This window comes from Paracidovorax anthurii (genome assembly GCF_003269065.1).
In the GTDB taxonomy this organism is placed as follows: domain Bacteria; phylum Pseudomonadota; class Gammaproteobacteria; order Burkholderiales; family Burkholderiaceae_C; genus Paracidovorax; species Paracidovorax anthurii.
The window spans coordinates 125,056-146,827 of sequence record NZ_QLTA01000004.1 but is presented as its reverse complement, the minus strand read 5'-3'; the positions used below and the strand labels follow the sequence as shown (position 1 = coordinate 146,827).

Below are 21,772 nucleotides of genomic sequence, written 5' to 3'. Positions count from 1 at the left end.
GCGATGGCGCACGCGAAAGCCCCCCGCTACACTTGCCTGCATGAAATTCCACCGACTTCTCGTGCTCGCCTGCGCCTGCTCCTGGGCGCTCGGGGCTTCGGCGCAATGGCAATGGCTCGACAAGGACGGACGCAAGGTCTTCAGCGACCGCCCGCCGCCGGCGGATGTGCCGGCCAAGAGCATCCTCAAGCAGCCCGGCGGCACGCAGCGCGCGCAGGCCGCGCCAGCCGATGCCGGGACCGCCCCAGCCGCCACTGCGGCTGCCTCGGCCGCCAGCGCGCCCCGGCTGTCGGGCACGGACAAGGAACTGGAGCAGCGCAAGGCCCAGGCGGATGCCGCCGAGGCCGCACGCAAGAAGGCCGACGAAGAGCGGCAGGCCAAGGCCCGCACCGAGAACTGCCAGCGCGCACGCCAGCAGAAGGCCACCATGACCTCGGGCCAGTTGCTGAGCTCCGTCAATGCGCAGGGTGAACGGGGTTTCATGGACGATGCGGCGCGCAATGCGGAAATCCGCCGCGCGGACGCCGCGATCGCCTCGGACTGCCCGCGCTGACCCACGGGATTCCACAGCGGCGCTTGCAAGACGGACTCAGGGCAGCGCCACCCTCCATGAACGCCAGGCCACCCCGGCTACCCGGGCCAGGGCGGATGTCAGATCAATAGCCGGCCTTCGCGCCGGGCCGCCGTGCGGCGAAAAGCCCCGTGGCGCGTGCACCCTGGCGGGCGAAACGCTCGCGCCGCGCCTTCTTCGGGTCCACGAGCAAGGGGCGGTACCACTCGACCCGATCGCCCTCCTTCAGCACCTGCTCCAGCCCTGCGGCCCGACCCCAGATGCCGCAGGGCGCCGAGCCGTCGGCAGGGCCGCCGCAGGCCCGCAGGGCATCGCCCACCGTGGCGCCGGCGGGCAGGCACAAGGGCACCTCGCGGACCTCGCGCGGCCCGGGGGACCAGGCCACCGTGACCTCGATGGTGCCGGAAGGCCCCTCTTCAGCCATAGACCTGCTCCGCGCGCTGGATGAACGCGTCCACCATGCTGCCGGCGATGCGGTCGAACACCGGCCCCACGAGCGTGGCCAGCGCGAAGTTGTCGAATCCGTAATTGAGCTGCAGCTCGACCTTGCAGGCGCGCTGGCTGCCGTCGCCCACGGGATGGAAGCGCCAGTCGCCGTCGAGCTGCGAGAACGGCCCCTTCACGAGCCGCATCTGCACGCGCCGCCCGGGCTCGTGGGTGTTGCGCGTGACGAAGGACTTGCGCAGTCCGCTGAAGGCGATGCCGACCTCGGCCGTCATGCCGTGCTCGTCCTGCTCCAGCACCCGGGCATGGTCGCACCACGGGAGGAACTTCGGGTACTGGACCACGTCGGTGACCAGGGAGAACATCTCCTCGGGGCTGTACCAGATCAGGACGGACTTGTTGACGTTTTTCATGGAGTGAGCGGGAATGTCGGGCGCCCCCCCGGCAAAGAGACGGCGGGCGCTATCGCGCGGATTCGCAATGCCGCCATGGCTGCAAGTGATTTGCGGGACGGCGCACTAGAATCCGGACCCGGCGCGCGGGACGATCGACCGATTGTAGGGAGGGCTTTCAAACTCCCCCATGCGCCGCATCTAATCACCCATGGCCAAAAAACCCGAGACCCCGTCCCGCATCGCCGACAACAAGAAGGCGGCCTTCAATTACTTTTTCGAGGAACGCCACGAGGCGGGGGTGGTGCTGCACGGCTGGGAGGTCAAGGCGCTGCGCCAGGGCAAGGCGCAGCTGACCGACGGCTACGTCGTGATCCGCGAGGGCGAGCTGTTCCTCATCGGCTGCCAGATCCAGCCGCTCAAGACGGCCTCGACCCACGTGAGCCCGGAAGCGGCCCGCACCAAGAAGCTGCTGCTGCACAAGGAAGAGATCCGCCGGCTCATCGGCAAGGTCGAGCAGAAGGGCTACACCCTGGTGCCGCTCAACCTCCACTGGAAGAACAGTTTCGTGAAGTGCGAGATCGCGCTGGCCAAGGGCAAGGCCGAGCACGACAAGCGCGACACCATCAAGGAGCGCGAGGGCAAGCGCGAGGTGGAGCGCGTGATGAAAAGCCGCAACCGCTGATTTTTTTCGAAGGCGCGGAATAAACCCGCCGCGCCCGGTGTTCATTCCATCGTGGGCCGCATGTCGCGCATGCCCGCACACCAGGAGCAATCACCGATGACCCGACCGATCCCCTTCCTCGCCGCGTCCGCACTGGCCGTGGTGCTCGCCGGCTGCGCCGCCTACTCGGGCATGCCCGGCGGTGTCGCCGCGAAAGACGGCGCGCTCGTGGGCCCGAACGGCATGAGCCTCTATACCTTCGACCGCGACCCCGCCGGCGGCGGCAAGTCGGTCTGCAACGGCCAGTGCGCCGTCAACTGGCCGCCGCTGATGGCCGGCGATGCCGCGCCCTCGGGCGATTTCAGCGCCGTGCGGCGCGACGACGGCTCCAGCCAACTGGCCTACAAGGGCAAGCCGCTCTACTACTGGGTGAAGGACACCCGCCCCGGCGACCGCACGGGCGACGGCGTCAACCAGGTCTGGCGCCTGGCCAAGCCCTGATCCGCACCGGCCACCGCGCCACCGGGCCCGCCGCATGGACGACATCGCGCCGCACCTGCCGGGCCTGCGGCGCTATGCGCGGGCGCTCACGGGCCATGCGTGGGCGGCGGACGACCTGGTGCAGGACACGCTGGAGCGCGCCTGCCGCAAGTGGCTGCTGTGGCGGCCAGGCACCGATCTGCGCGCCTGGCTCTTCACCCTCATGCACCACCTCTACCTGAACCAGCTGCGCGCCCTGCCCTCGCAGCCGCCGCTCGATCTGGAGGCGGTGCAGGACGAGCTCCAGGCCCCACCCGCCCTGACGGACGATGCCATCGACCTGGACCGCTGCCTGCAGCGGCTGCCGGCGGACCAGCGCGCCGTGCTGCTGCTCGTGACCCTGGAGGACATGGACTACGCCACCGCGGCCCGCGTGCTGCGGGTGCCGGTGGGCACCGTGATGTCGCGGCTTTCGCGCGCCCGCAGCCGGCTGCGCGAGCTGATGCAGGCCCCGCAGGAGCCCCGCGCCGGCGCGCCACGGCCCGCGGCTTGTGCGCAGGCCTCGCCCTCTCCGCCCGAAACACCACCGCTGCGGCGCCTCAAGTGACGGCCCCTTCACCGCCTTCCGCCATGACCGCCCCCCGCACGACGCCCCCCCCCTCCTCCGACGCGCACGGCCTCCGCGACGACGACCTGCACGCGCTGGTCGATGGCCACGCAACGCCGGAGGCCGCACAGGCACTGCGCGAGCGGCTGGCCCGGGACGACGGCGCCCGCGAGCGCGCGCAGGCCTGGGAGAGCCAGCGCGCGCAACTGCGCCAGTTGCACGCGGCCTGGGAAGAGGCCCCCGTTCCGCCGGAGCTGCGGCGCATCGCCGATGAGTGGCAGGCCGGGCGGCGCCGGCGCGCGCAGGCATGGCGCCATGCAGGCCTGGCCGCGTCGCTGGCGCTGACCTTCGGGCTGGGCTGGACGCTGCACGGCGCCTCGGCGCCGCGACCCTCGCCCGCGCCGCTGGCCCGCGCGGACACCCCGCCGCAGCGCTTCGCGCTGCAGGCCGCCGCCGCCCACGCGGTGTACCAGCCCGAGCAGCGCCACCCGGTGGAGGTGGGCGCGGCGCAGCAGGAGCATCTGGTGCAGTGGCTGTCCAAGCGGCTGGGGCGCCCCCTAAAGGTGCCCGGGCTTCAGGCGCAGGGCTATGAGCTGGTGGGCGGGCGGCTCCTGCCCGGCGACCCGGGCAGCGGCAGCGGCGCCCGCGCGCAGTTCATGTACCAGAACGGCGCGGGCCAGCGCATCACGCTGTACCTGGGCGCGCTGGAGGGCACCGGCACGGGCGAGACCGCATTCCGGTACGAAGCCGACGGGCCGGTGCCCTGCTTTTACTGGGTGGACGGCGGCTTCGGCTATGCGCTGAGCGGGCCGCTGCCGCGCGAGGCGCTGCTGGCGCTCGCGACGGCGGTGCATCCGCAGCTTTGAGGCCTGCCGGCCCTCGGTCCGGCCTCAGCCGAGCCCGGCCAGCGGATGGGCGTGCGCCGGCCAGGGGCTGTCGAAAAACGGCCGCCACTGCTCCGGGGTCACGTCCTCGATGCGCTCCGGGCTCCAGCGCGGCGCATGGTCCTTGTCCACCGCCAGCGCGCGGATGCCCTCCACGGTCTCGCTGCGTCCGGGCCGCAGGTGGAAGCAGTGGCGCACCATGTCGCGCTCCATGCGCAGGTCGTCCGCCAGCCCCAGGCCGCGCGCCCGGCGGATCTGCTCCAGCACCACGTGGAGCATGAGGGGCGAGCGCTTGCGCAGCGTGGCGGCCGTGGCGCGCTCCCAGTCGCCTGCGGAGGATTCGAGCGCCTGGATGATCGCCGGAACGCTCTCCAGGGCAAATACAGCATCGATTTGCGCCCATGTCGCCGCGGAATCTGCGTTTGTTGCTACAAAATGAGTAGCAATCCAATCCTCCAGGCCCGCGCCGTCCCCGATCGCGCGCGCGCCCAGCGCCTCCCACAACTCGGCCTGCCGGTGCGCGGGCAGGCAGCCGTCGGCCAGCCCCAGCGCCACGGCGTCGCCCGCGCCGATGGTCTCGCCCGTGAGGGCCAGCCACTCGCCCGCGCGCCCCGGGCAGCGCGAGAGGAAGTAGCCGCCGCCCACGTCGGGGAAGAGCCCGATCGCCGTCTCCGGCATGGCCATGCGCGTGCGCTCGGTCACGATGCGCACGGTGGCGCCCTGGCTGATGCCCATGCCGCCGCCCATGACGATGCCGTCCATGAAGGCGATGTAGGGCTTGCCGAAGTGGTGGATGAGGTGGTTGAGGGCGTATTCCTCGGTGAAGAAGTCCTCCAGCTGCGGGTTGCCCGTGCTGCCGGCCTGGTGCAGGAAGCGGATGTCGCCGCCCGCGCAGAAGGCGCCGAACGGCCCCTCCTTGTTGCTGCCCCGGATGGCCACGGCCCGCACCCCGGGATCGGCCTGCCAGCGCAGCAGCGCGGCCATGAGGTCGCGCACCATGCCGAGCGACAGCGCGTTCAGCGCGCGCGGGCGGTTGAGCGTGATGAAGCCCACGTGTCCGCGCACTTCGGTCAGCACGTCGCGTTGCGTTGCATCCATTTCGGGGGTCTCCTGGTGTTCTTGGAATGGCATGTCTCGGGCCCCACAGCGGCCCGCGGCGATTGTGCCCGAGGCATGCTTTGTGCCCGGCCTCCTACAAGACAGGCGAAAGCCGCTCCCTAGAATCCCCGGGCATGCCCCTTCCTCCCGTGGCACCGCACCCCTCCCGCTTCCCCACCCACCCTCCGGCCACGACGACGGCCCCTGGCAGCGCCCCCTGCCCGCGCGCCGCAGCGCCCGCCCCCCTGCAGGATGCGCCATGGAATGGCTGAGCGATCCTTCCGTCTGGGCCGGCTTGCTCACGCTGGTGGTGCTGGAGATCGTGCTGGGCATCGACAACCTCATCTTCATCGCGATCCTGGCCGACAAGCTGCCGCCGCACCAGCGCGAGCGCGCGCGCGTCGTGGGGCTGTCGCTCGCGCTGCTCATGCGGCTGGGTCTGCTGGCCGCGATGGCGCACCTCGTGCGGCTTACCGCCCCCATCGTCGAATGGGGGCAACTCTCGCTCTCGGGGCGGGACATGATCCTGCTGGCCGGCGGCCTGTTCCTGCTCTGGAAGGCCACCACCGAGTTGCATGAACGCCTGGAGGGCGTGGAGCATGCCGGGCCCCGGCGCGGGGGGCATGCGGCCTTCGGCACGGTCCTGGTGCAGATCGTGGCGCTGGACGCCGTCTTCTCGCTCGACTCGATCATCACCGCGGTGGGCATGGTGGACCACCTGCCCGTGATGATGGCGGCCGTGGTGATCGCCATGGCCGTGATGATGCTGACCTCGCGCGCGCTCACCGCCTTCGTGAACCGTCACCCCACGGTGGTGGTGCTGTGCCTGAGCTTCCTGCTCATGATCGGGCTCGGCCTCGTGGCCGAGGGCATGGGCTTTCACCTGCCCAAGGGCTACCTCTATGCCGCCATCGGCTTCTCGATCCTGGTCGAGGGCTTCAACCAGTGGAGGCTGCGCAACATCGCCCGGCATGCCGCACGCCTGCCGCTGCGCGAGCGCACGGCGCGTGCCGTGCTGCGGCTGCTGGGCGGGCACGGCGCGGGCCCGGATTCCGCGCACGGCCCCGAGGGGCCGGCACCGGCCCCCGCGTTCGGCCAGGAGGAGCGCAGCATGGTGAGCGGCGTGCTCTCGCTGGCGGACCGCTCCGTGCTCTCGGTCATGACGCCGCGCGCGGACGTGGACTGGCTCGACATCAGCCAGGACAAGGCCTCGCTCTATCGCCAGCTGCAGGCGCAGCCGCACGGCCTGTTTCCCGTGTGCGAGCGCGGCGGGCTGGACGCGGTGATCGGCATCGGCCGCGCGAAGGACCTCATGGCCGACCTCATCGGGCACGGCACCATCAACCGCCACAAGAGCCTGCAGCCGCCCCTGGTCGTGCCCGAGACGGTGAGCGTCATCCGGCTCATGGAGAGCCTGCGCCGCTCGCGCAACCACCTGGCCCTGGTGAGCGACGAGTACGGCACCATCCTCGGGCTGGTCACGCCGATGGACGTGCTGGAAGCCATCGCCGGCGAGTTTCCCGACACGGGCGAGGCGCTCTCGGTGCAGCCCGTGGGCCCCGAGCACTGGCTGGTGGACGGCCTGGTGGACCTGCATACGCTGGAGCGCGCCCTGCGCGTGGACGGGCTGGCGCACGGCGCGCACGACGCCAGCACGCTGGCGGGCCTGCTGCTCGAACACTTCGGCGAGCTGCCCGCGCCCGGGCGGACCGCGGTGCTCGGCAGCCTGCGCTTCGAGGTCGTGGCGGTGCAGGAGCGTCGCATCACCCGCGTGGACGTGCGCCGGGACGCTGCGCCCCAGCATCCGCCGGGCGGGTGAAACGCGGACGCCCTAAGAACGTGTTCACGATCTAACGGCAACGCGCCCCGAAGGGCGCGTCGTCAAGGGTTGGCGGCGGGGTGTTGTGCCGCCCGGGCCTCGCGGCCCGTCGGCGTCACGCGCCTTCGCGGCTCGCGCGCTTGCGCTCGTGCTCCTTCAGGAAGCGCTTGCGCAGGCGGATGCTCTTCGGGGTGATCTCGACCAGCTCGTCGTCCTCGATGAACTCCACGCCGTATTCGAGCGTGAGCTCGATCGGGGGCGTGATCTTGATCGCGTCTTCCTTGCCGCTCACGCGGAAGTTGGTGAGCTGCTTGGTGCGCGTGGCGTTCACCACCAGGTCGTTGTCGCGGCTGTGAATGCCGACGATCATGCCTTCGTACACCGGATCGTTCGCCTTCACGAACATGCGGCCGCGGTCATCGAGCTTGCCCAGGGCGTAGGTGAAGATTTCGCCGTCGTCCATCGAGATCAGCACGCCGTTCTTGCGGCTGGCGATCTCGCCGCGGTGCGGCTCGTAGCTGTCGAAGATGTTGCTGATCAGGCCCGAACCGCGCGTGAGGTTCAGGAATTCGTTGGTGAAGCCGATCAGGCCGCGCGCAGGAATGCGGTATTCCAGGCGCACGCGGCCGCGGCCATCGGGTTCCATGTTGACCAGCTCGCCCTTGCGCTCGCCCAGGGCCTGCATCACGCCGCCCTGGTGGCCTTCCTCGATGTCGGCCGTGACCAGCTCGATCGGTTCGTTGCGCACGCCGTCGATGTCGCGGAACACCACGCGCGGCTTGGACACGGCCAGTTCGTAGCCTTCGCGGCGCATGTTTTCCAGCAGGATGGTCAGGTGCAGTTCGCCGCGGCCGGCCACTTCGAAGATGCCGTCCTCGTCGGTTTCCTTCACGCGCAGGGCCACGTTGTGCTGCAGCTCTTTCTGCAGGCGGTCCCACAGCTGGCGGCTGGTCACGAACTTGCCTTCACGGCCGGCCAGGGGCGAGGTGTTCACGCAGAAATTCATCGTCAGCGTGGGCTCGTCCACGCGCAGCATCGGCAGCGGCGAGGGGCTGGCGGGGTCGGTCACGGTCACGCCGATGCCGATGTCCTCGATGCCGTTGATCAGCACGATGTCGCCCGGGCCGGCCTCGGGCGTCTGCATGCGGTCCAGGCCCTGGAAGGTCAGCACCTGGTTGATGCGGCCCTTGGCGGACTTGCCATCCGGGCCTTCCATCACCAGCACGTCCTGCCCGGGCTTGATCGTGCCCTGGCTGATGCGGCCCACGCCGATGCGGCCCACGAAGGTCGAGAAGTCCAGCGCGGAGATCTGCAGCTGCAGCGGTGCCTTCGGGTCGCCGGAGTTGGCCGGCACGTGCTTCAGGATGGTGTTGAAGAGCGCCGACATGTCGGGGCCCCACTGCTCGCCCGGCGCGCCCTCTTCGAGCGAGGTCCAGCCGTTGATGCCCGAGGCATACACCACGGGGAAATCGAGCTGCTCATCGGTCGCGCCCAGCTTGTCGAACAGGTCGAACGCGGCGTTCACCACCTTGTCGGGGTTGGCGCCGGGCTTGTCCACCTTGTTCACCACCAGGATGGGGCGCAGGCCCAGGGCCAGGGCCTTCTTGGTCACGAAGCGCGTCTGGGGCATCGGGCCTTCCTGCGCATCGATCAGCAGCACCACGCTGTCCACCATGGACAGCGCGCGCTCCACCTCGCCGCCGAAGTCCGCGTGGCCCGGGGTGTCGACGATGTTGATGTGGGTGCCTTCCCAGCTCACGGCACAGTTCTTGGCCAGGATGGTGATACCGCGCTCGCGTTCGATGGCGTTGTTGTCCATCACGGTATCGACGACCTTCTCGTGGTCGGCGAAGGTGCCCGACTGCCGCAGCAGCTGGTCCACCATGGTGGTCTTGCCATGGTCGACGTGGGCGATGATGGCGATGTTGCGGATTTGTTTGCTCATAGTGCTTCCAATGTGCCGCGCTCTGCCCGCGGCGTGTTGTTTTCCAGAATCTGACCGATCTCCAGCGGGCTCAGGAGCCGCTCGGGCACCAGTTCGCCGCCTACGGCGTGGGCCACGCCCAGCAGCGCGCGGGGCGCGGCGCCGAACACGGCCACCTGCGGCGCGTCGGGCCAGGGCCCGCGGCGGCGCACGCCGGAGAGGAACCGCGCCGCATTGTCCGCATCGAGCGTGACAGGCACGTGCCGTGCCAGCAGCGTCTCCACCGGCTGCACGCAGGCGAGGCGCGCGGCCTCGTCCATCGCTTCGAGCGCCGCCAGCGTCACGCAGCGCTCCACCCCCAGGCCGCCCGTGTCGATGCGGCGCAGGAAGGTGAGGTGCGCGCCCCAGCCCAGCGCGGCGCCGATGTCCTCGCCCAGCGTGCGGATGTACGTGCCCTTGCTGCACGTCACTACCATTTTGATAGCAGGTTGTTCAATGTTTCCGGCGACAAGGGCCAGATCCAGTGCATGGATCACCACATCGCGCGGCTCGCGCTCCACGGCGATGCCCGCGCGGGCATATTCGTAGAGCGCCTTGCCGTCCTTCTTGAGCGCGCTGTGCATCGGCGGCACCTGCCGGATCGGCCCGGTGAACTGCCGCTGCACCTCGGCGAGGCGCTCAGGCGCGAGCTGCTGCGGGTCCACGCCGCGGCGCTCCACCACCTCGCCCTCGGCATCGCCGGTGGTGGTGGTCACGCCCAGCAACGCCACGGCCTCGTAGGTCTTGGGCGCATCGAGCTGGAGCTGGCTGAATTTGGTGGCCGCGCCGAAGCACAGCGGCAGCACGCCCGATGCCAGCGGATCGAGCGTGCCCGTATGGCCGGCCTTCTCCGCCCGCAGCAGCCACTTGGCTTTCTGCAGCGCATCGTTGCTGGACAGTCCCAGCGGCTTGTCGAGCAGCAGCACCCCGTGCACAGGGCGCCGCTGCACCCGTGTGCGTGGCGCTTGGGTCACGTCAGTCTTCTTTGGAACGCGAGGCCACGGCCTGCGCGATGAGCGCGTTCATGTCGGCCGCGCGCTCGGTGGTGCGGTCGAACATGAAGTGCAGCGTGGGAACGGTGTGGATGTGCAGGCGCTTGAAAAGGCCGTTGCGCAAAAAGCCCGCGGCCTGGTTCAGCGCCTCCTGCGTCGCATCGGTATCGCCGACGAGCACGCTGAAGAACACCTTCGCGTGCGCGTAGTCGGGCGTCACTTCAACGCCCTGCAGCGTGACCATGCCGATGCGCGGGTCCTTCAACTCGCGGATCAGCTCGGTCAGGTCGCGCTGGATCTGGTCCGCGACCTTGAAGCCCCGGTTGGGCGTGGAGGAGGATTTTTTGGCTGCCATAGGGTCTCAAGCCTCCGCAGAGCCGACGCACCTCGCCAGCACCCTGTCCGCATCCCTCGAAGGGCCGCGGAGCAGGCCATGCCAGCAGACGCCGTGGAACCGGCTTCGCCGGGCCACGGGCGTCGTCCCCCTGGAGGGGGAAGGCGCGAAGCGACTCAGGGGGTGCATCACAAGGTCCTTGCGATTTCCTTGATCTCGAAGAGCTCCAGCTGATCACCTTCCTTGATGTCGCTGTAGTTCTTGAGCTTGATACCGCACTCGAAGCCTTCCTTGACTTCCTTGACATCGTCCTTGAGGCGGCGCACCGATTCGACTTCGCCGGTGTAGATGACCACGTTCTCGCGCAGCAGGCGGAACCGGCAGCCGCGCGTGACCTGGCCCGAGGTGACGTAGGAGCCCGCCACGGTGCCGATCTTGGAGGCCACGAACACCGTGCGGATCTCGGCCGTGCCGATGGATTCCTCGCGCTGTTCGGGCGCCAGCATGCCGGACATGGCCGCCTTCAGCTCATCCACCGCGTCGTAGATGATGTTGTAGTAGTGCAGATCGACGTCGTTGGCCTCGGCCGTCTTGCGCGCGCCGGCGTCGGCACGCACGTTGAAGCCGATCACGATCGCCTTGGAGGCGATGGCCAGGTTCACGTCGCTCTCGCTGATGCCGCCCACGCCCGCATACACGAGCTGGACCTTGATCTCGTTGGTCGAGAGCTTGAGCAGCGAGGCCGCCAGCGCTTCCTGCGAGCCCTGGACGTCGGCCTTGATGATGATGGGCAGGTTCTGCACCTCGCCCGCCGTCATGTCGGCGAACACGTTCTCCAGCTTCGCCGCCTGCTGCTTGGCCAGCTTGGTGTTGCGGAACTTGCCGGCGCGGTAGGTCGCGATCTCGCGGGCACGGCGCTCGTCGGAGAGCACCATGAACTCGTCGCCGGCCTGGGGCACGTCGGACAGACCCTGGATCTCCACCGGGATGGAGGGGCCGGCGGACTTGGTGGCCTTGCCGTTCTCGTCGAGCATGGCGCGCACACGGCCGGAAGTCTGGCCCGCGAGCACCACGTCGCCCACCTTGAGCGTGCCGGACTGCACCAGCACCGTCGCCACGGGGCCGCGGCCCTTGTCGAGCTGCGCTTCGATCACGAGGCCCTTGGCCAGCGCGTCCACGGGGGCCTTGAGCTCCAGCACCTCGGCCTGCAGCAGCACCTGCTCCAGCAGGTCGTCGATGCCCATGCCGGTCTTGGAGGACACGGGCACGAAGGGCGAATCGCCGCCGTACTCTTCGGGCACCACTTCCTCGACCACCAGCTCCTGCTTGACGCGGTCGGGGTTGGCATCGGGCTTGTCGGCCTTGGTGATGGCCACGACGATGGGCACCTTCGCCGCCTTGGCGTGCTTGATGGCTTCCTTCGTCTGCGGCATCACGCCGTCGTCGGCCGCCACCACCAGGATGACGATGTCGGTGGCCTGCGCGCCGCGGGCACGCATGGCCGTGAAGGCCTCGTGGCCGGGGGTATCGAGGAACGACACCATGCCGCGCGGCGTCTCGACGTGGTAGGCGCCGATGTGCTGCGTGATGCCGCCGGCCTCGCCCGCCGCCACCTTGGAGCGGCGGATGTAGTCCAGCAGCGAGGTCTTGCCGTGGTCCACGTGGCCCATGACGGTGACCACGGGAGCGCGCGGCAGTGCCTCGGCCTGCTGGCCGGACACGTCCTCGTCGGTGAACGCCTCGGGGTCGTCCAGCGCAGCCACGACGGCCTTGTGGCCCATTTCCTCGACCACGATCATGGCCGTTTCCTGGTCCAGCGGCTGGTTGATGGTGACCATCTGGCCCATCTTCATCAGCGACTTGATGACCTCGGAGGCCTTGATCGACATCTTGTGCGCCAGCTCGGCCACGGTGATGGTCTCGGGCACGTGCACTTCGATGATGCGCGCCTCGACCGCCGCCGCCTGCTGGTGCGGATGGTCGTCGCGATCACCGCGGCGGCCGCGCGGGCCGCTGCGCCAGTTGTTGCGGCCCACGCCGCCGCTGGCGTCGCCACGGGTCTTGATTTCCTTCTTCTTGGCCGGATCGCCCGCCCAGCTCGACGAGAGCTTGGCCGACTTGACTTCCTTGCCCAAGCCGCCGGCAGGCGCGCCCGCCGGAGCGCGCGCCGCGGCGGGAGTGGCCGCAGGCTTGTGCAGCGTGCCCTTCTTGGGGTCGGCGGTCGTGGTGGGCTTGGGCGCGGGCTTGGGCTCCTCGGGCTTCTTGGCCACGAGCACCTTCTTGGGCGCGGCCATCATGGCGCGGATGGCCTCGGCCTCGGCGAGGGCCTTGCGGCGGCGCTCGTCCAGATCGACGGCACGCGCGGTTTCCTCGGCGGCACGCGCCTTGGACTCGGCCTCGGCCTTCGCCCGGGCCTCGGACTGCGCGGTGGCACGGGCCGCGGCTTCGGCCGCAGCCTCGCGGGATGCCTCCGCCCGTTCGGCGGATTCCTGGGCCTTCTTGCCGGCCTGCTGCGCGGCGTAGGCGGCTGCGCGCTCCTCGGCCTCGCGTTCGCGGCGCTCGCGCGCCTCGCGTTCGAGGCGCTTGGCGCTCAACTCCTCTTCCTGGCGGCGGAGCAGCTCGACCTGATGGCGCGCCTCTTCCTCGCGGCGGGCCAGATCCTGGTCCTCGGCGGAGATGTCGGCCTGGGCATCGTCCATGGACACACCCTGCCCTTCGCCCGAGGCATCGGCCACGTCGTCGCGCTTGATGAAGGTGCGCTTCTTGCGCACTTCCACCTGGATCGTGCGGGCCTTGCCGGTGGCATCGGCCTGCTTGATCTCGCTGGTGGACTTCTTGGTCAGCGTGATCTTCTTGCGATCCCCGGTGGCCGTTCCATGGCTGGCCTGCAGGAATGCAAGCAGCTTCTGCTTGTCCGATTCGGTGAGCGCGTCGGTCGGAGCGGCCTTGGCCACGCCAGCGGACTTGAGCTGGTCGATCAGGGTTTCCGGCGATTTCTTGAGTTCGTTGGCGAACTCGGCGACAGTGTTACTGGACATATTCGGTTCGTACCTCCCCTGACCCTTACTCTTGCCCCGCGAACCAGTGTTCGCGCGCCTTCATGATCAAGGCCTTGGCATCTTCCTCGGACTGGCCGGTCAGGGCGGTCAGTTCATCGATGGCCAGATCGGCCAAATCATCGCGGGTGTGGACGCCGCCCTCGGTCAGCTTGCCGATGAGTTCGGGCGTCAAGCCTTCGAGGTCGCGCAGATTCTGCGAGACGCCTTCCACGCTTTCCTCGCGGGCGATCTCCATGGTGAGCAGCGCATCCTTGGCGCGGGCGCGCAGCTCGTTCACGGTGTCCTCGTCGAAGCTCTCGATCTCGAGCATTTCCTGCAGCGGCACGTAGGCCACTTCTTCCAGGCTCGCGAAGCCTTCCTCGATGAGGATGTTGGCGATCTCTTCATCCACGTCGAGCTTTTCCATGAAGAGGCGACGGGACGTGTCGGTCTCGCTGGCCTGCTTCTGGGCGGACTCGGCCGCGTCCATGATGTTGATCTTCCAGCCCGTCAGGTCGGAGGCGAGGCGCACGTTCTGGCCGCCGCGGCCGATCGCGATGGCGAGGTTTTCCTCGTCCACCACCACGTCCATGGCGTGCTTTTCCTCATCGACCACGATGGAGGAGACGTTGGCCGGGGCCAGCGCGCCGATCACGAACTGCGCGGGGTCCTCGGACCAGAGCACGATGTCCACGCGCTCGCCGGCCAGCTCGTTGGTGACGGCATTCACGCGGGTGCCGCGCACGCCGACGCAGGTGCCGATGGGGTCCACGCGCTTGTCGTGCGAGAGCACGGCGATCTTGGCGCGGCTGCCGGGGTCGCGGGCGCAGCTCTTGATCTCGAGCAGGCCCTGCTCGATCTCGGGCACTTCGTTGCGGAACAGCTCGATCATGAACTCGGGCGCCGAGCGCGAGAGGATGATGGGCGCGCCACGCAGCGTGAGGTCCACCTCCATGATCATGGCGCGCACGCGGTCGCCGTTGCGCAGGTTTTCCTTGGGGATCATCTCGCTGCGGCGCAGGCGGCCTTCCACGCGGCCGCTCTCCACGATGATGTCGCCCTTGTCCATGCGCTTGACGGTGCCGGTGAAGATCTTCTCGCCGCGCGACATGAAGTCGTTGAGCAGCATCTCGCGCTCGGCGTCGCGGATCTTCTGCAGGATGACCTGCTTGGCGGCCATGGCGCCGATGCGGCCGATGGGCAGGGAGTCGATGCCTTCCTCGATGTACTCGCCCACCTCGATGTCGGCGATGCGCTCCTGCGCGTCCATGAGGAGTTCCTCGGCATCGGGGTTCTGCAGGCCGGCGTCGTCGGGCACGACGAGCCAGCGACGGAAAGTCTCGTAGTTGCCGCTGTCGCGGTCGATCGCCACGCGGATGTCCACATCGCCGGGATAGAGCTTCTTGGTGGCCTGGGCCAATGCCAGTTCCACGGCGCCGAACACCACGTCGCGCTCCACGTTCTTCTCGCGCGAAATGGCTTCAACCAACATCAACAGTTCGCGATTCATCGACGACTCCTATTTTTCAATCCCTTGGAGGCCCGCGCCCGGCGCGGCGGCCCTTGCTTCGAATTCCCTGCGCTCAGCCCTGGGCCTCGCCGCCTTTCGCCCCACGCCCCTTGAAGTTCACGATCGAGGCCAGCCTGGCATCGCGCAACTCGTCCAGCGTGAAACCCAGGGCCTGCAGGGGCGCCGGCGCCCGTTTCTTGCTGACCTTCTGGCCGGGCTTGACCGGAGGCTCGTCGCTCCAGACGATCTGCCAGCCTCCCGCCTCGGTGCGTTCGAGCGTGCCCCTGAATTTCTTGCGGTTGGCATTCACCTGGCCCGCCGCGGCCTCGCCGATCGGCGCCTTGAGCGTGATGTCGATCACCTCGCCAGCGAAGCGCTGGAAATCCTGTTCGTGGCGCAGCGGCCGGTCGATACCGGGCGAGGAGACTTCCAGGCGCTTGTAGTCGACGCCATCGACCTCCAGCGCGAACTGCAGCTGGCGCGTGACCTTCTCGCAATCCTCGACGGTGACGAATTGCCCGGCTTCGGCCGGCTGCGCGGGCGCGTCGGCGGCGGGTGGCTCCCACGGCAGATCGATGGTGATGCGCAGCAGCCCGCCGGCGGAGCGTTCGATCTCCACCAGGTCGTACCCCAGGCCCGCGACGGTTTGTTCGACGATCTGCTGCAATGCCACGTGTTGTTCAGCTCAGTTCCAGAAGTACAAAAAACCCGATAACCGCCGAGGTGTCTCCCCGACAGCTTCGAGCTCGAAGAAAAGCGAACGGCCAAAAAAAACGGGCGGTGGGTACCCGCCCGTTCTGGCCGTGAGACACGAATTGTAGCCTGTGACGCCCGGCTTTGCCAAGCAAGCGGCATGCAACTTGCATTGCACCGGCGCCACACTTCCCTACGCGGAGGCCGCGCCCCGGGCCCTCACCAGGCGCTCGAACACCGCCTGCGCCTCTGGCGCGGCGGGCGCCGCGGAGCGGGACTCCTGCAGGCTCGACAGCAGGCGCGACACCACGCCCGCCTGGGGCAGCAGCGGCCCGAGGAAGCGGGCCCGCGCGCCGTCGGCGATGAGCAGCGTGGGAAATGTCTCCACGTCGAGATCGCCGGCCAGCGCCTCCTCGTCCTCCACGTCCACCCATTCGAAGCGGGCCTCGGGATGGGCCGCCCGGAGGCCGTCGAACACGGCCCGGTATTCGCGGCAGACGCCGCACCAGGCGGCACAGAGGCAGACGACCCACCAGCCCGGGGCCGTGGCGGGCGGTGGTGGCGGAAGGGTGGAATCCGGCGAAGGCATGGAGGCAGGCGGTGTGGTGAGCGGGGCGAGCGGGACAAGGGGGCGGCGCGGGAGCACCGGGCCCGTTCAGCGGCCCCGGCGCTCCCGGGCGCGATGGACGTCGATGGTAGCGACACCCGGCGCCCGGTTGCCCCAGGCGTTGCGCACGAAGGTGGCCACCGCCGCCACTTCGTCATCGCCCAGCACCTGGGTGAAGGGCGGCATGCCGTGCGGCCGGGGGTTGCCGGCCGTGGCCGGGGCATAGCCGCCCTGCAGGATGGTGCGCACCACGTTGGTCGGATCGCCGAGGAGCACGGCCCGGTTGCCCGCCAGCGCCGGGAAGGCCCCCGGCCGCCCCTGCCCGGCGTCGCCGTGGCATTCGGCGCAGTGGCGCGTGTAGAGGGTCGCGCCGCGCTCCATGGCCGTGCGCGGCGGGGCCGGCGCGGGCGCGGCGCCCTCGTGCGGGCCGCGCGCATCGGGCAGCGCGCGCAGGTATTCGGCCATCGCCCGCAGGTCCGCGTCGTCCAGGTACTGCGTGCTGCGAAAGACCACCTCGGCCATCGGCCCGGTGACGGTGGCGCGCGGCGAGACGCCGTCGCGCAGCAGCGCCACCACCTCGTCCACGGGCCAGTCGGCCACGCCGGCCTCGCGCGGGGTGTCCAGCGCGGGGGCATACCAGTTCTGCACGGGGATAAGCCCGCCGCGCAGGGCGCCCGCGTCGCGGGTGGCGCCCAGCGCATTGCGCGGGCTGTGGCAGGCCGCGCAATGGCCCAGGCCCTGGACCAGGTAGCGCCCGCGGTTCCAGGCGGCCGGCCGCCCGGGATCGGGCGCGAGGCCGCCCGGCCGGAAGAAGAGCGCGCGCCACACCGCCAGCGCGGCCTGCGTGCCGTAGGGGAAGTCCAGCGCGTGCGGGCGCCCGGGCTGGCGCACGGGCGGCAGGCTGCGCAGGTAGGCATGGAGGGCGTCCGAGTCCTCGCGCGTCACGTGGGTGTAGCTCGGGTACGGGAACGCGGGGTAGAGCAGCCGGCCGTCGCGCGAGCGCCCGTGGTGCAGTGCCCGCCAGAAGGCCGCCCCGGACCACGCGCCCAGGCCGGTCTCGGGATCGGGCGTGAGGTTGCTGCTGTACACGGTGCCGAAGGGCGTCTCGATGCCCCGCCCGCCCGCGAAGGGCGCGCCGCCGGCCGCCGTGTGGCAGGCCATGCAGTTGCCGGCGCGGGCCAGGTATTCGCCGCGCGCGATAACCTGCGCCGTGGCCGGCGCGGCGGGCGGGCCGTCTCCCTCGGGCAGCGGGGTCTCGCCCCAGCGGTTGAGCACCACGACGAGGCCGGTGCACGCGGCCAGCACGGCGGCCAGGGCGCAGGCCGCCACCGCCCGCCATCGCGCGCGGAAGGCCCGCGGGAACCGGGCCGCGCTCATGGCGCGCTCCCCGGCGCCGATGCCTCCTGCACGCCGCCGCAGGGCATGGGCAGCGGCCCGGCCGCCGCGCCGGCGGGCCGGCCGCCATCGGGCACGGGCTGGGCCGCGAGCCAGGCCGAGACGGCGCTCACGTCGTCGGCGGTGAGCTGGCGCGCCACCTGGGCCATGCAGTCGGGCGCGTGGGAGCGGCGCTGGCCGGTCTGCCAGGCGCCGATCTGGCTGTTGACGTAGTCGCGCGGCAGCCCCACGAGGGCGGGAATGGCCGGCCGCACGCCGGTCATCGCGGCGCCGTGGCACTGCACGCAGGCGGGGATGCCGCGCGCCGCGTCGCCCTCGCGCACAAGGCGGCGCCCGCGCTCCAGCGCCTCGGGCGGGGCCTGGGGCGGCGGGGGCGGCGCATAGGGCAGGTCCAGCGCCGCGAAGTACCCGGCGATCTCGCGCAGGTAGCCGTCGGTCATGTGCTCCAGCAGGTAGGACATCTGCGGGTAGCTGCGGCGCCCGTCGCGGAAGTGCAGGAGCTGGTGGTAGAGGTAGCCGGCCGGCTTGCCGGCGATGCGCGGAAAGTAGCCCTGCTGCGTCGCGCGGCCCTCGCGGCCATGGCAGGCGGTGCAGGCCAGCACGCGGTCGGCCATGCCGGCCGGCACGGCGGGCGCGGGCGCGGGCGCCGGGGGAGCCTGAGGGGACTGGGGGGACTGAGGAGTGGCCGCCGTGCCCGTGCAGGCCGCCATGGCCACCGCCAGCGCGGCCACCCGGCGCAGGAGGCGCGTGGCGGCGAAGTCGGTCGGGGCGGCAGGCGGCGGGGGCATGGTTGGGGTATCTCGTCGTGTGCGTGGGGAAGGCCGGCGGTGCGGGTGCCGCCCTCCCCCACTCTACGCACCCCTTGCCGGCGCGTACAGCCGGCCCGGCGCGCGCCTGCCCGTGCGCCCGGCGATTGCTACCAATTCAATAGCAAACAATCCAGCATTTACGGCGACATGGAGCCCCAAACACCCCCAAACCTGCCCCACCCCCTCACGGAAGGATGTTGGCGGCCCGCGCCTTGGCCACGATGGCGTCGGCATCGCGGCGCAGCAGCAGGCGCTGGGCGACCAGCGCGTCCGCCGCCGCACCCACGGCCGCGACATAGCCGGCCTGGCTGCCGTACAGCTCCTCCAGCGACGGGCGCCCGTCCCCGGCCGCGAGGCGTGCGGCCCGCGTCTTGTGGAAGGGGATGAAGCTTCCGGTGAGGTTGGCGAGATCGACGATGCCCGGCGTGGCCACGTCGTTGAACTCGATGCTGGTGCCCAGGGGCACGCGCGCCTCCACGCTCTGGATGCCGGCCCGCGCGAGGCCCGTCCCCGGATCGACCTGCGGCACCAGGATGGCGTAGTCGCGGCCCACGGCGCGGGGCGGCAGCACGGTGGCGATGTCCGATTCATCCTGCGGCTGGTACTGCGGCCCGAAGTCCAGCAGCGTGAAGCCGTTGTAGCGCGCGAGGTAGCGGAACTCCGGGATGGCCGTCTGCACGCCGCCCACGCTCCAGGTGAGGCCCTTCATGGCCGGGTAGGCGAGCTGCGCGGGCCGCACGAGCGTGCCGTCGGCCACGCGCGGCACCTGGCTGGGCGGCGGCTCGGTGCCGCGCACCACCCAGTCCTCCAGCGCGAGGAAGAGCGCGCGGAAGGTGTCGTTGAAATGCACCACGGTGCCGGCCGGATAGACCGTGCGCGAAGGCGCGTAGCTGATGCTCTCCACGCCGCCCGCTCCGCCGTGCTGGGTGCTGGCGTAGTAGTAGATGCGCGCGTCGGCGGGCTGGGCGATGTCGCGCTCGCCCAGCGCATCGGTGAGCACGGGCGAGCCCTGCAGCTGCCAGAACTCGGTGCCCGACAGGCCCAGGAAGAGCCGGGGGCAGGTGCCGCTGGCGGTGCAACGCCGCAGCACCCCGCCCTGCCGCCCGCTCACCGCGTCCACGTAGTCGGCCGCGAGGCCGCGCGGCGCGGTCTGCCCGAAGGCCGTGTGGTCGGTGCGCAGCCCGCCCCCGCCGCCCGGGACCGCGAAGCGGGTGTTGACGTTGGTCTGCCGCGCGGCCACATGGGCATAGACGCCGTCGAACACGCGCCCGCCGTCCAGCCGCTGGTTGAAGCCCAGGTGCAGGAAGGTCTTCATCGCGTTGCCCGACTGCGAGGTGCCCTGCCCGATGACGTACGAGACGCGCCCCGCGAGCGGGTTGGCGCGGCCGTCCGCATCGGCGGCCCGGCCGCGGAAGAAGCCCACCGTGTCGCGCAGCGCGGCCAGGCCCACGCCCATCACCTTGGGGTCCTTGGCCACGTAGACCAGCTCATAGAGGTACTGCGGATCGAAGCCGCCGCGCAGGCACACGCTGGCCGCATCCGGCGTGCCGGGGAACGGATTGGCGGCGGCATCGCAGGTGGCGAACTTCCAGTCCGCCGCGGACACCGGCTCGCGCGGGTCGGTCTCGTTACGGCGGCGCGTGAGCGAGTAGCCCGGCAGGGTGTTGTCCAGGCTGGCGGGCGCATAGGGGATCATGCTGCCGTTGAAGACGCCGCCCGGCAGGGTCATCGCCGGCGCGGCGGCCGTGGGCACCAGTTCCGCGCGGTAGGGGCCGGTGATGCTGCTGCCGTCGGGGTTGCGCGCCACGGGCACGGTGGCCGTGAGCCGCGCGGGCGTGCTCTTGGGCACGTCGCCCTGCCAGGCCGAGTAGAGGAAGGTGTAGCCGCGCTCGAAATACACGGCGTCGCCCGGCGTGGCCGACGGGTTGGGCAGCGTCAGGATGTTGCCCCGGTTGGGCGCGTCGTAGCGCAGCACGCCGCCGGCCTTGGACATGTCCTTGGGCTTGAGCAGCACGAAGTCGGCGCTGTACTCGACCATGCCCCGGCCGTTGCGCGGCGCGAGCTGCAGGTCCTGGATGATGGCGTTGCGCGGATCGGCCGGGTCCAGCTCGCCGCGCAGCGTGCCGGTGAGCTTCTCGTAGGTGCCCACGCTGCCGTAGCTGCCGGGGAAATCCTCGGTGGCCGCGATCTCCAGATGCATGCGGGGCGCGCTGCCCTCCCCGCCGCCGCCACCTCCGCACGCGGCCAGCAGGGCCGCCGCCACGCACAGCAGGCCACCCACGGCCCGCGGCCGGGCCGCTTCACGCACACGATCCGATGTCATCCACCACATGGCAGTCTCCTCGACAAAGGGCGCGCCGGGGGGCGGCGGGCGCGCGGCCGGCCGCACGGGCCCGGCGGGCCCGCAACAGGACAGAAAGGAAATCGACGGAAAAGGAAAGGGCGCGGGCGGCACGCGGCCGCCGCGCGCGGTGGCTCACTCCGGCTCGATGCCGGCGGCCTTGATCACCTGCCCCCACTTGCGGGTTTCCGCGGCCTGGAAGCCCGCCAGCTCCTGCGGCGTGGTCGTCCAGGGCTCGGAGCCGGCCATGTCGTAGAACGACTTCGCGGCGGCGCTGCGCGTGGCCTGCGCGAGCAGCTGGTTGAGCCGCGCCACCACCGGCGCGGGCGTGCCCGCGGGCACGTAGGCCGCGAACCAGTAGCCCATGTCGTAGCCCTTCACGCCCGCCTCGTCGATGGTGGGCACGTCGGGCAGCTGGGCGCTGCGCTTTTGCGTGGAATAGCCCAGCGCGCGCAGCTTGCCCGCCTTGATCTGCGGCACGCCGGTGGAGGTGTCGGTGATCATCAGGTCGATCTGCCCGCCCAGCAGGTCGGTGATGGCGAGCGGATTGCTCTTGTAGGGCACGTGGAGGATGTCCACGCCCGCGAGCTGCTTGAGCATCTCGCCCGCCACGCGGCTCGACGAGCTGCCGCTGCCGAAGCTGAGCTTGCCGGGCGCTTTCTTCGCGGCTGCGATCAGCTCGCCCACGGTCTTGTAGGGCGCGGAGGCGTTCACTACCAGCACCTGCCCGCCCTTGCCCAGCCCGGTGACGGGCGCGAAGTCTTTCACCGGGTCGTAGGACAGCTTCTTGTAGAGGTGCTCGTTGGCCGCGTGCGTGGTGTTGGTGGTGATGAGCACCGTGTAGCCGTCGGGCGGCGCCTTGGCCACGAACTGCGCGGCGATCATGCCGCTGGCGCCCGCCCGGTTGTCCACCACCACGGGCTGCTGCGTGTCGGTGGTGACCGACTGACCCACGGCCCGCGCGAGCTGGTCCGTGGCGCTGCCCGCCGCGAACGGCACCACGAAGGTGAGGGCCTTGGCCGGATACGCCGGCGCGGGCTGCTGCGCCCCGGCCAGGGCGGTCCAGGCCAGGCAGGCCGCGGCGGCGAGCGCGTGCCGGCGCCGGGGGAAATCGGGAAGGTTCATGGCGTT

20 protein-coding genes are annotated in these 21,772 nt (G+C 70.6%); 6 read left to right on the top strand and 14 right to left on the bottom strand.

Going from position 1 to position 21,772, the window contains the following annotated elements; all coding sequences use genetic code 11:
• Positions 1-40 precede the first annotated feature (40 nt).
• Positions 41-553 carry a DUF4124 domain-containing protein gene (locus AX018_RS03885; protein WP_111875993.1) on the top strand — a complete coding sequence of 171 codons (513 nt, stop codon included), beginning with the start codon at positions 41-43 and terminating at the stop codon, positions 551-553.
• A 103-nt stretch (positions 554-656) separates the two neighbouring features.
• On the opposite strand, the gene AX018_RS03880 is transcribed toward AX018_RS03885, so the two are convergent.
• Both AX018_RS03880 and AX018_RS03875 read right to left on the bottom strand, forming a co-directional pair.
• Entirely contained in the window at positions 657-995 is a 339-nt protein-coding gene (locus AX018_RS03880) for an RnfH family protein (protein WP_111875992.1), read from the bottom strand.
• Positions 988-1,428, bottom strand: coding sequence for a type II toxin-antitoxin system RatA family toxin (locus tag AX018_RS03875; RefSeq protein WP_111875991.1), 441 nt, complete (start codon positions 1,426-1,428; stop codon positions 988-990). Before AX018_RS03875 ends, AX018_RS03880 begins: the two co-directional genes overlap by 8 nt.
• Positions 1,429-1,618: 190 nt before the next feature.
• On the opposite strand from AX018_RS03875, the gene smpB reads away from it, so the two are divergent.
• The 4 genes from smpB to AX018_RS03855 all read left to right on the top strand — a co-directional run bounded on the left by smpB (position 1,619) and on the right by AX018_RS03855 (position 4,024).
• On the top strand, positions 1,619-2,092 hold the full coding sequence (gene smpB, locus AX018_RS03870) for an SsrA-binding protein SmpB (RefSeq protein WP_111875990.1): 474 nt from the start codon (positions 1,619-1,621) through the stop codon (positions 2,090-2,092).
• A 96-nt stretch (positions 2,093-2,188) separates the two neighbouring features.
• Positions 2,189-2,572, top strand: coding sequence for a COG4315 family predicted lipoprotein (locus tag AX018_RS03865; RefSeq protein WP_111876012.1), 384 nt, complete (start codon positions 2,189-2,191; stop codon positions 2,570-2,572).
• Between the two features lie 34 nt (positions 2,573-2,606).
• Positions 2,607-3,158, top strand: coding sequence for an RNA polymerase sigma factor (locus tag AX018_RS03860; protein WP_111875989.1), 552 nt, complete (start codon positions 2,607-2,609; stop codon positions 3,156-3,158).
• A 23-nt stretch (positions 3,159-3,181) separates the two neighbouring features.
• Positions 3,182-4,024 (top strand): anti-sigma factor family protein, encoded by an 843-nt coding sequence (locus AX018_RS03855; protein ID WP_111875988.1) that lies wholly within the window; start codon positions 3,182-3,184, stop codon positions 4,022-4,024.
• A 24-nt stretch (positions 4,025-4,048) separates the two neighbouring features.
• Here the strand turns inward: AX018_RS03855 and AX018_RS03850 are convergent, their stop codons facing one another.
• Entirely contained in the window at positions 4,049-5,140 is a 1,092-nt protein-coding gene (locus AX018_RS03850; RefSeq protein WP_111875987.1) for an enoyl-CoA hydratase/isomerase family protein, read from the bottom strand.
• A gap of 259 nt (positions 5,141-5,399) precedes the next feature.
• Between AX018_RS03850 and AX018_RS03845 the strand changes: the two genes are divergently transcribed.
• Positions 5,400-6,959: a TerC family protein gene (locus AX018_RS03845; protein WP_111875986.1), complete on the top strand. Its 1,560-nt coding sequence runs from the start codon at positions 5,400-5,402 to the stop codon at positions 6,957-6,959.
• A 115-nt stretch (positions 6,960-7,074) separates the two neighbouring features.
• On the opposite strand, the gene typA is transcribed toward AX018_RS03845, so the two are convergent.
• From typA to AX018_RS03790, 11 genes are all read right to left on the bottom strand, one after another.
• On the bottom strand, positions 7,075-8,904 hold the full coding sequence (gene typA, locus AX018_RS03840) for a translational GTPase TypA (RefSeq protein ID WP_111875985.1): 1,830 nt from the start codon (positions 8,902-8,904) through the stop codon (positions 7,075-7,077).
• On the bottom strand, positions 8,901-9,896 hold the full coding sequence (gene truB, locus AX018_RS03835; protein ID WP_111875984.1) for a tRNA pseudouridine(55) synthase TruB: 996 nt from the start codon (positions 9,894-9,896) through the stop codon (positions 8,901-8,903). The genes typA and truB overlap by 4 nt, the downstream gene beginning before the upstream one ends.
• Before the next feature lies 1 nt (position 9,897).
• Positions 9,898-10,269, bottom strand: coding sequence for a 30S ribosome-binding factor RbfA (gene rbfA / locus AX018_RS03830; RefSeq protein WP_111875983.1), 372 nt, complete (start codon positions 10,267-10,269; stop codon positions 9,898-9,900).
• Positions 10,270-10,436: 167 nt separating this feature from the next.
• Complete coding sequence (infB, locus tag AX018_RS03825) at positions 10,437-13,286, bottom strand: translation initiation factor IF-2 (RefSeq protein ID WP_111875982.1); 2,850 nt, start codon at positions 13,284-13,286, stop codon at positions 10,437-10,439.
• A gap of 25 nt (positions 13,287-13,311) precedes the next feature.
• The gene (nusA, locus tag AX018_RS03820; RefSeq protein WP_111875981.1) at positions 13,312-14,796 is read right to left on the bottom strand and encodes a transcription termination factor NusA; all 1,485 of its coding nucleotides are present in this window, start codon (positions 14,794-14,796) and stop codon (positions 13,312-13,314) included.
• Between the two features lie 73 nt (positions 14,797-14,869).
• Positions 14,870-15,469 (bottom strand): ribosome maturation factor RimP, encoded by a 600-nt coding sequence (gene rimP, locus AX018_RS03815; protein WP_111875980.1) that lies wholly within the window; start codon positions 15,467-15,469, stop codon positions 14,870-14,872.
• A 213-nt stretch (positions 15,470-15,682) separates the two neighbouring features.
• Complete coding sequence (locus AX018_RS03810; protein ID WP_111875979.1) at positions 15,683-16,078, bottom strand: thioredoxin family protein; 396 nt, start codon at positions 16,076-16,078, stop codon at positions 15,683-15,685.
• Between the two features lie 66 nt (positions 16,079-16,144).
• Positions 16,145-17,473 (bottom strand): c-type cytochrome, encoded by a 1,329-nt coding sequence (locus tag AX018_RS03805; protein ID WP_111875978.1) that lies wholly within the window; start codon positions 17,471-17,473, stop codon positions 16,145-16,147.
• Complete coding sequence (locus AX018_RS03800) at positions 17,470-18,279, bottom strand: c-type cytochrome (RefSeq protein ID WP_245951414.1); 810 nt, start codon at positions 18,277-18,279, stop codon at positions 17,470-17,472. The genes AX018_RS03805 and AX018_RS03800 overlap by 4 nt, the downstream gene beginning before the upstream one ends.
• A 205-nt stretch (positions 18,280-18,484) precedes the next feature.
• Complete coding sequence (locus AX018_RS03795; protein WP_111876010.1) at positions 18,485-20,623, bottom strand: alpha/beta hydrolase domain-containing protein; 2,139 nt, start codon at positions 20,621-20,623, stop codon at positions 18,485-18,487.
• 153 nt (positions 20,624-20,776) lie between these two features.
• Positions 20,777-21,766 (bottom strand): Bug family tripartite tricarboxylate transporter substrate binding protein, encoded by a 990-nt coding sequence (locus AX018_RS03790; protein WP_111875977.1) that lies wholly within the window; start codon positions 21,764-21,766, stop codon positions 20,777-20,779.
• Positions 21,767-21,772 lie beyond the last annotated feature (6 nt).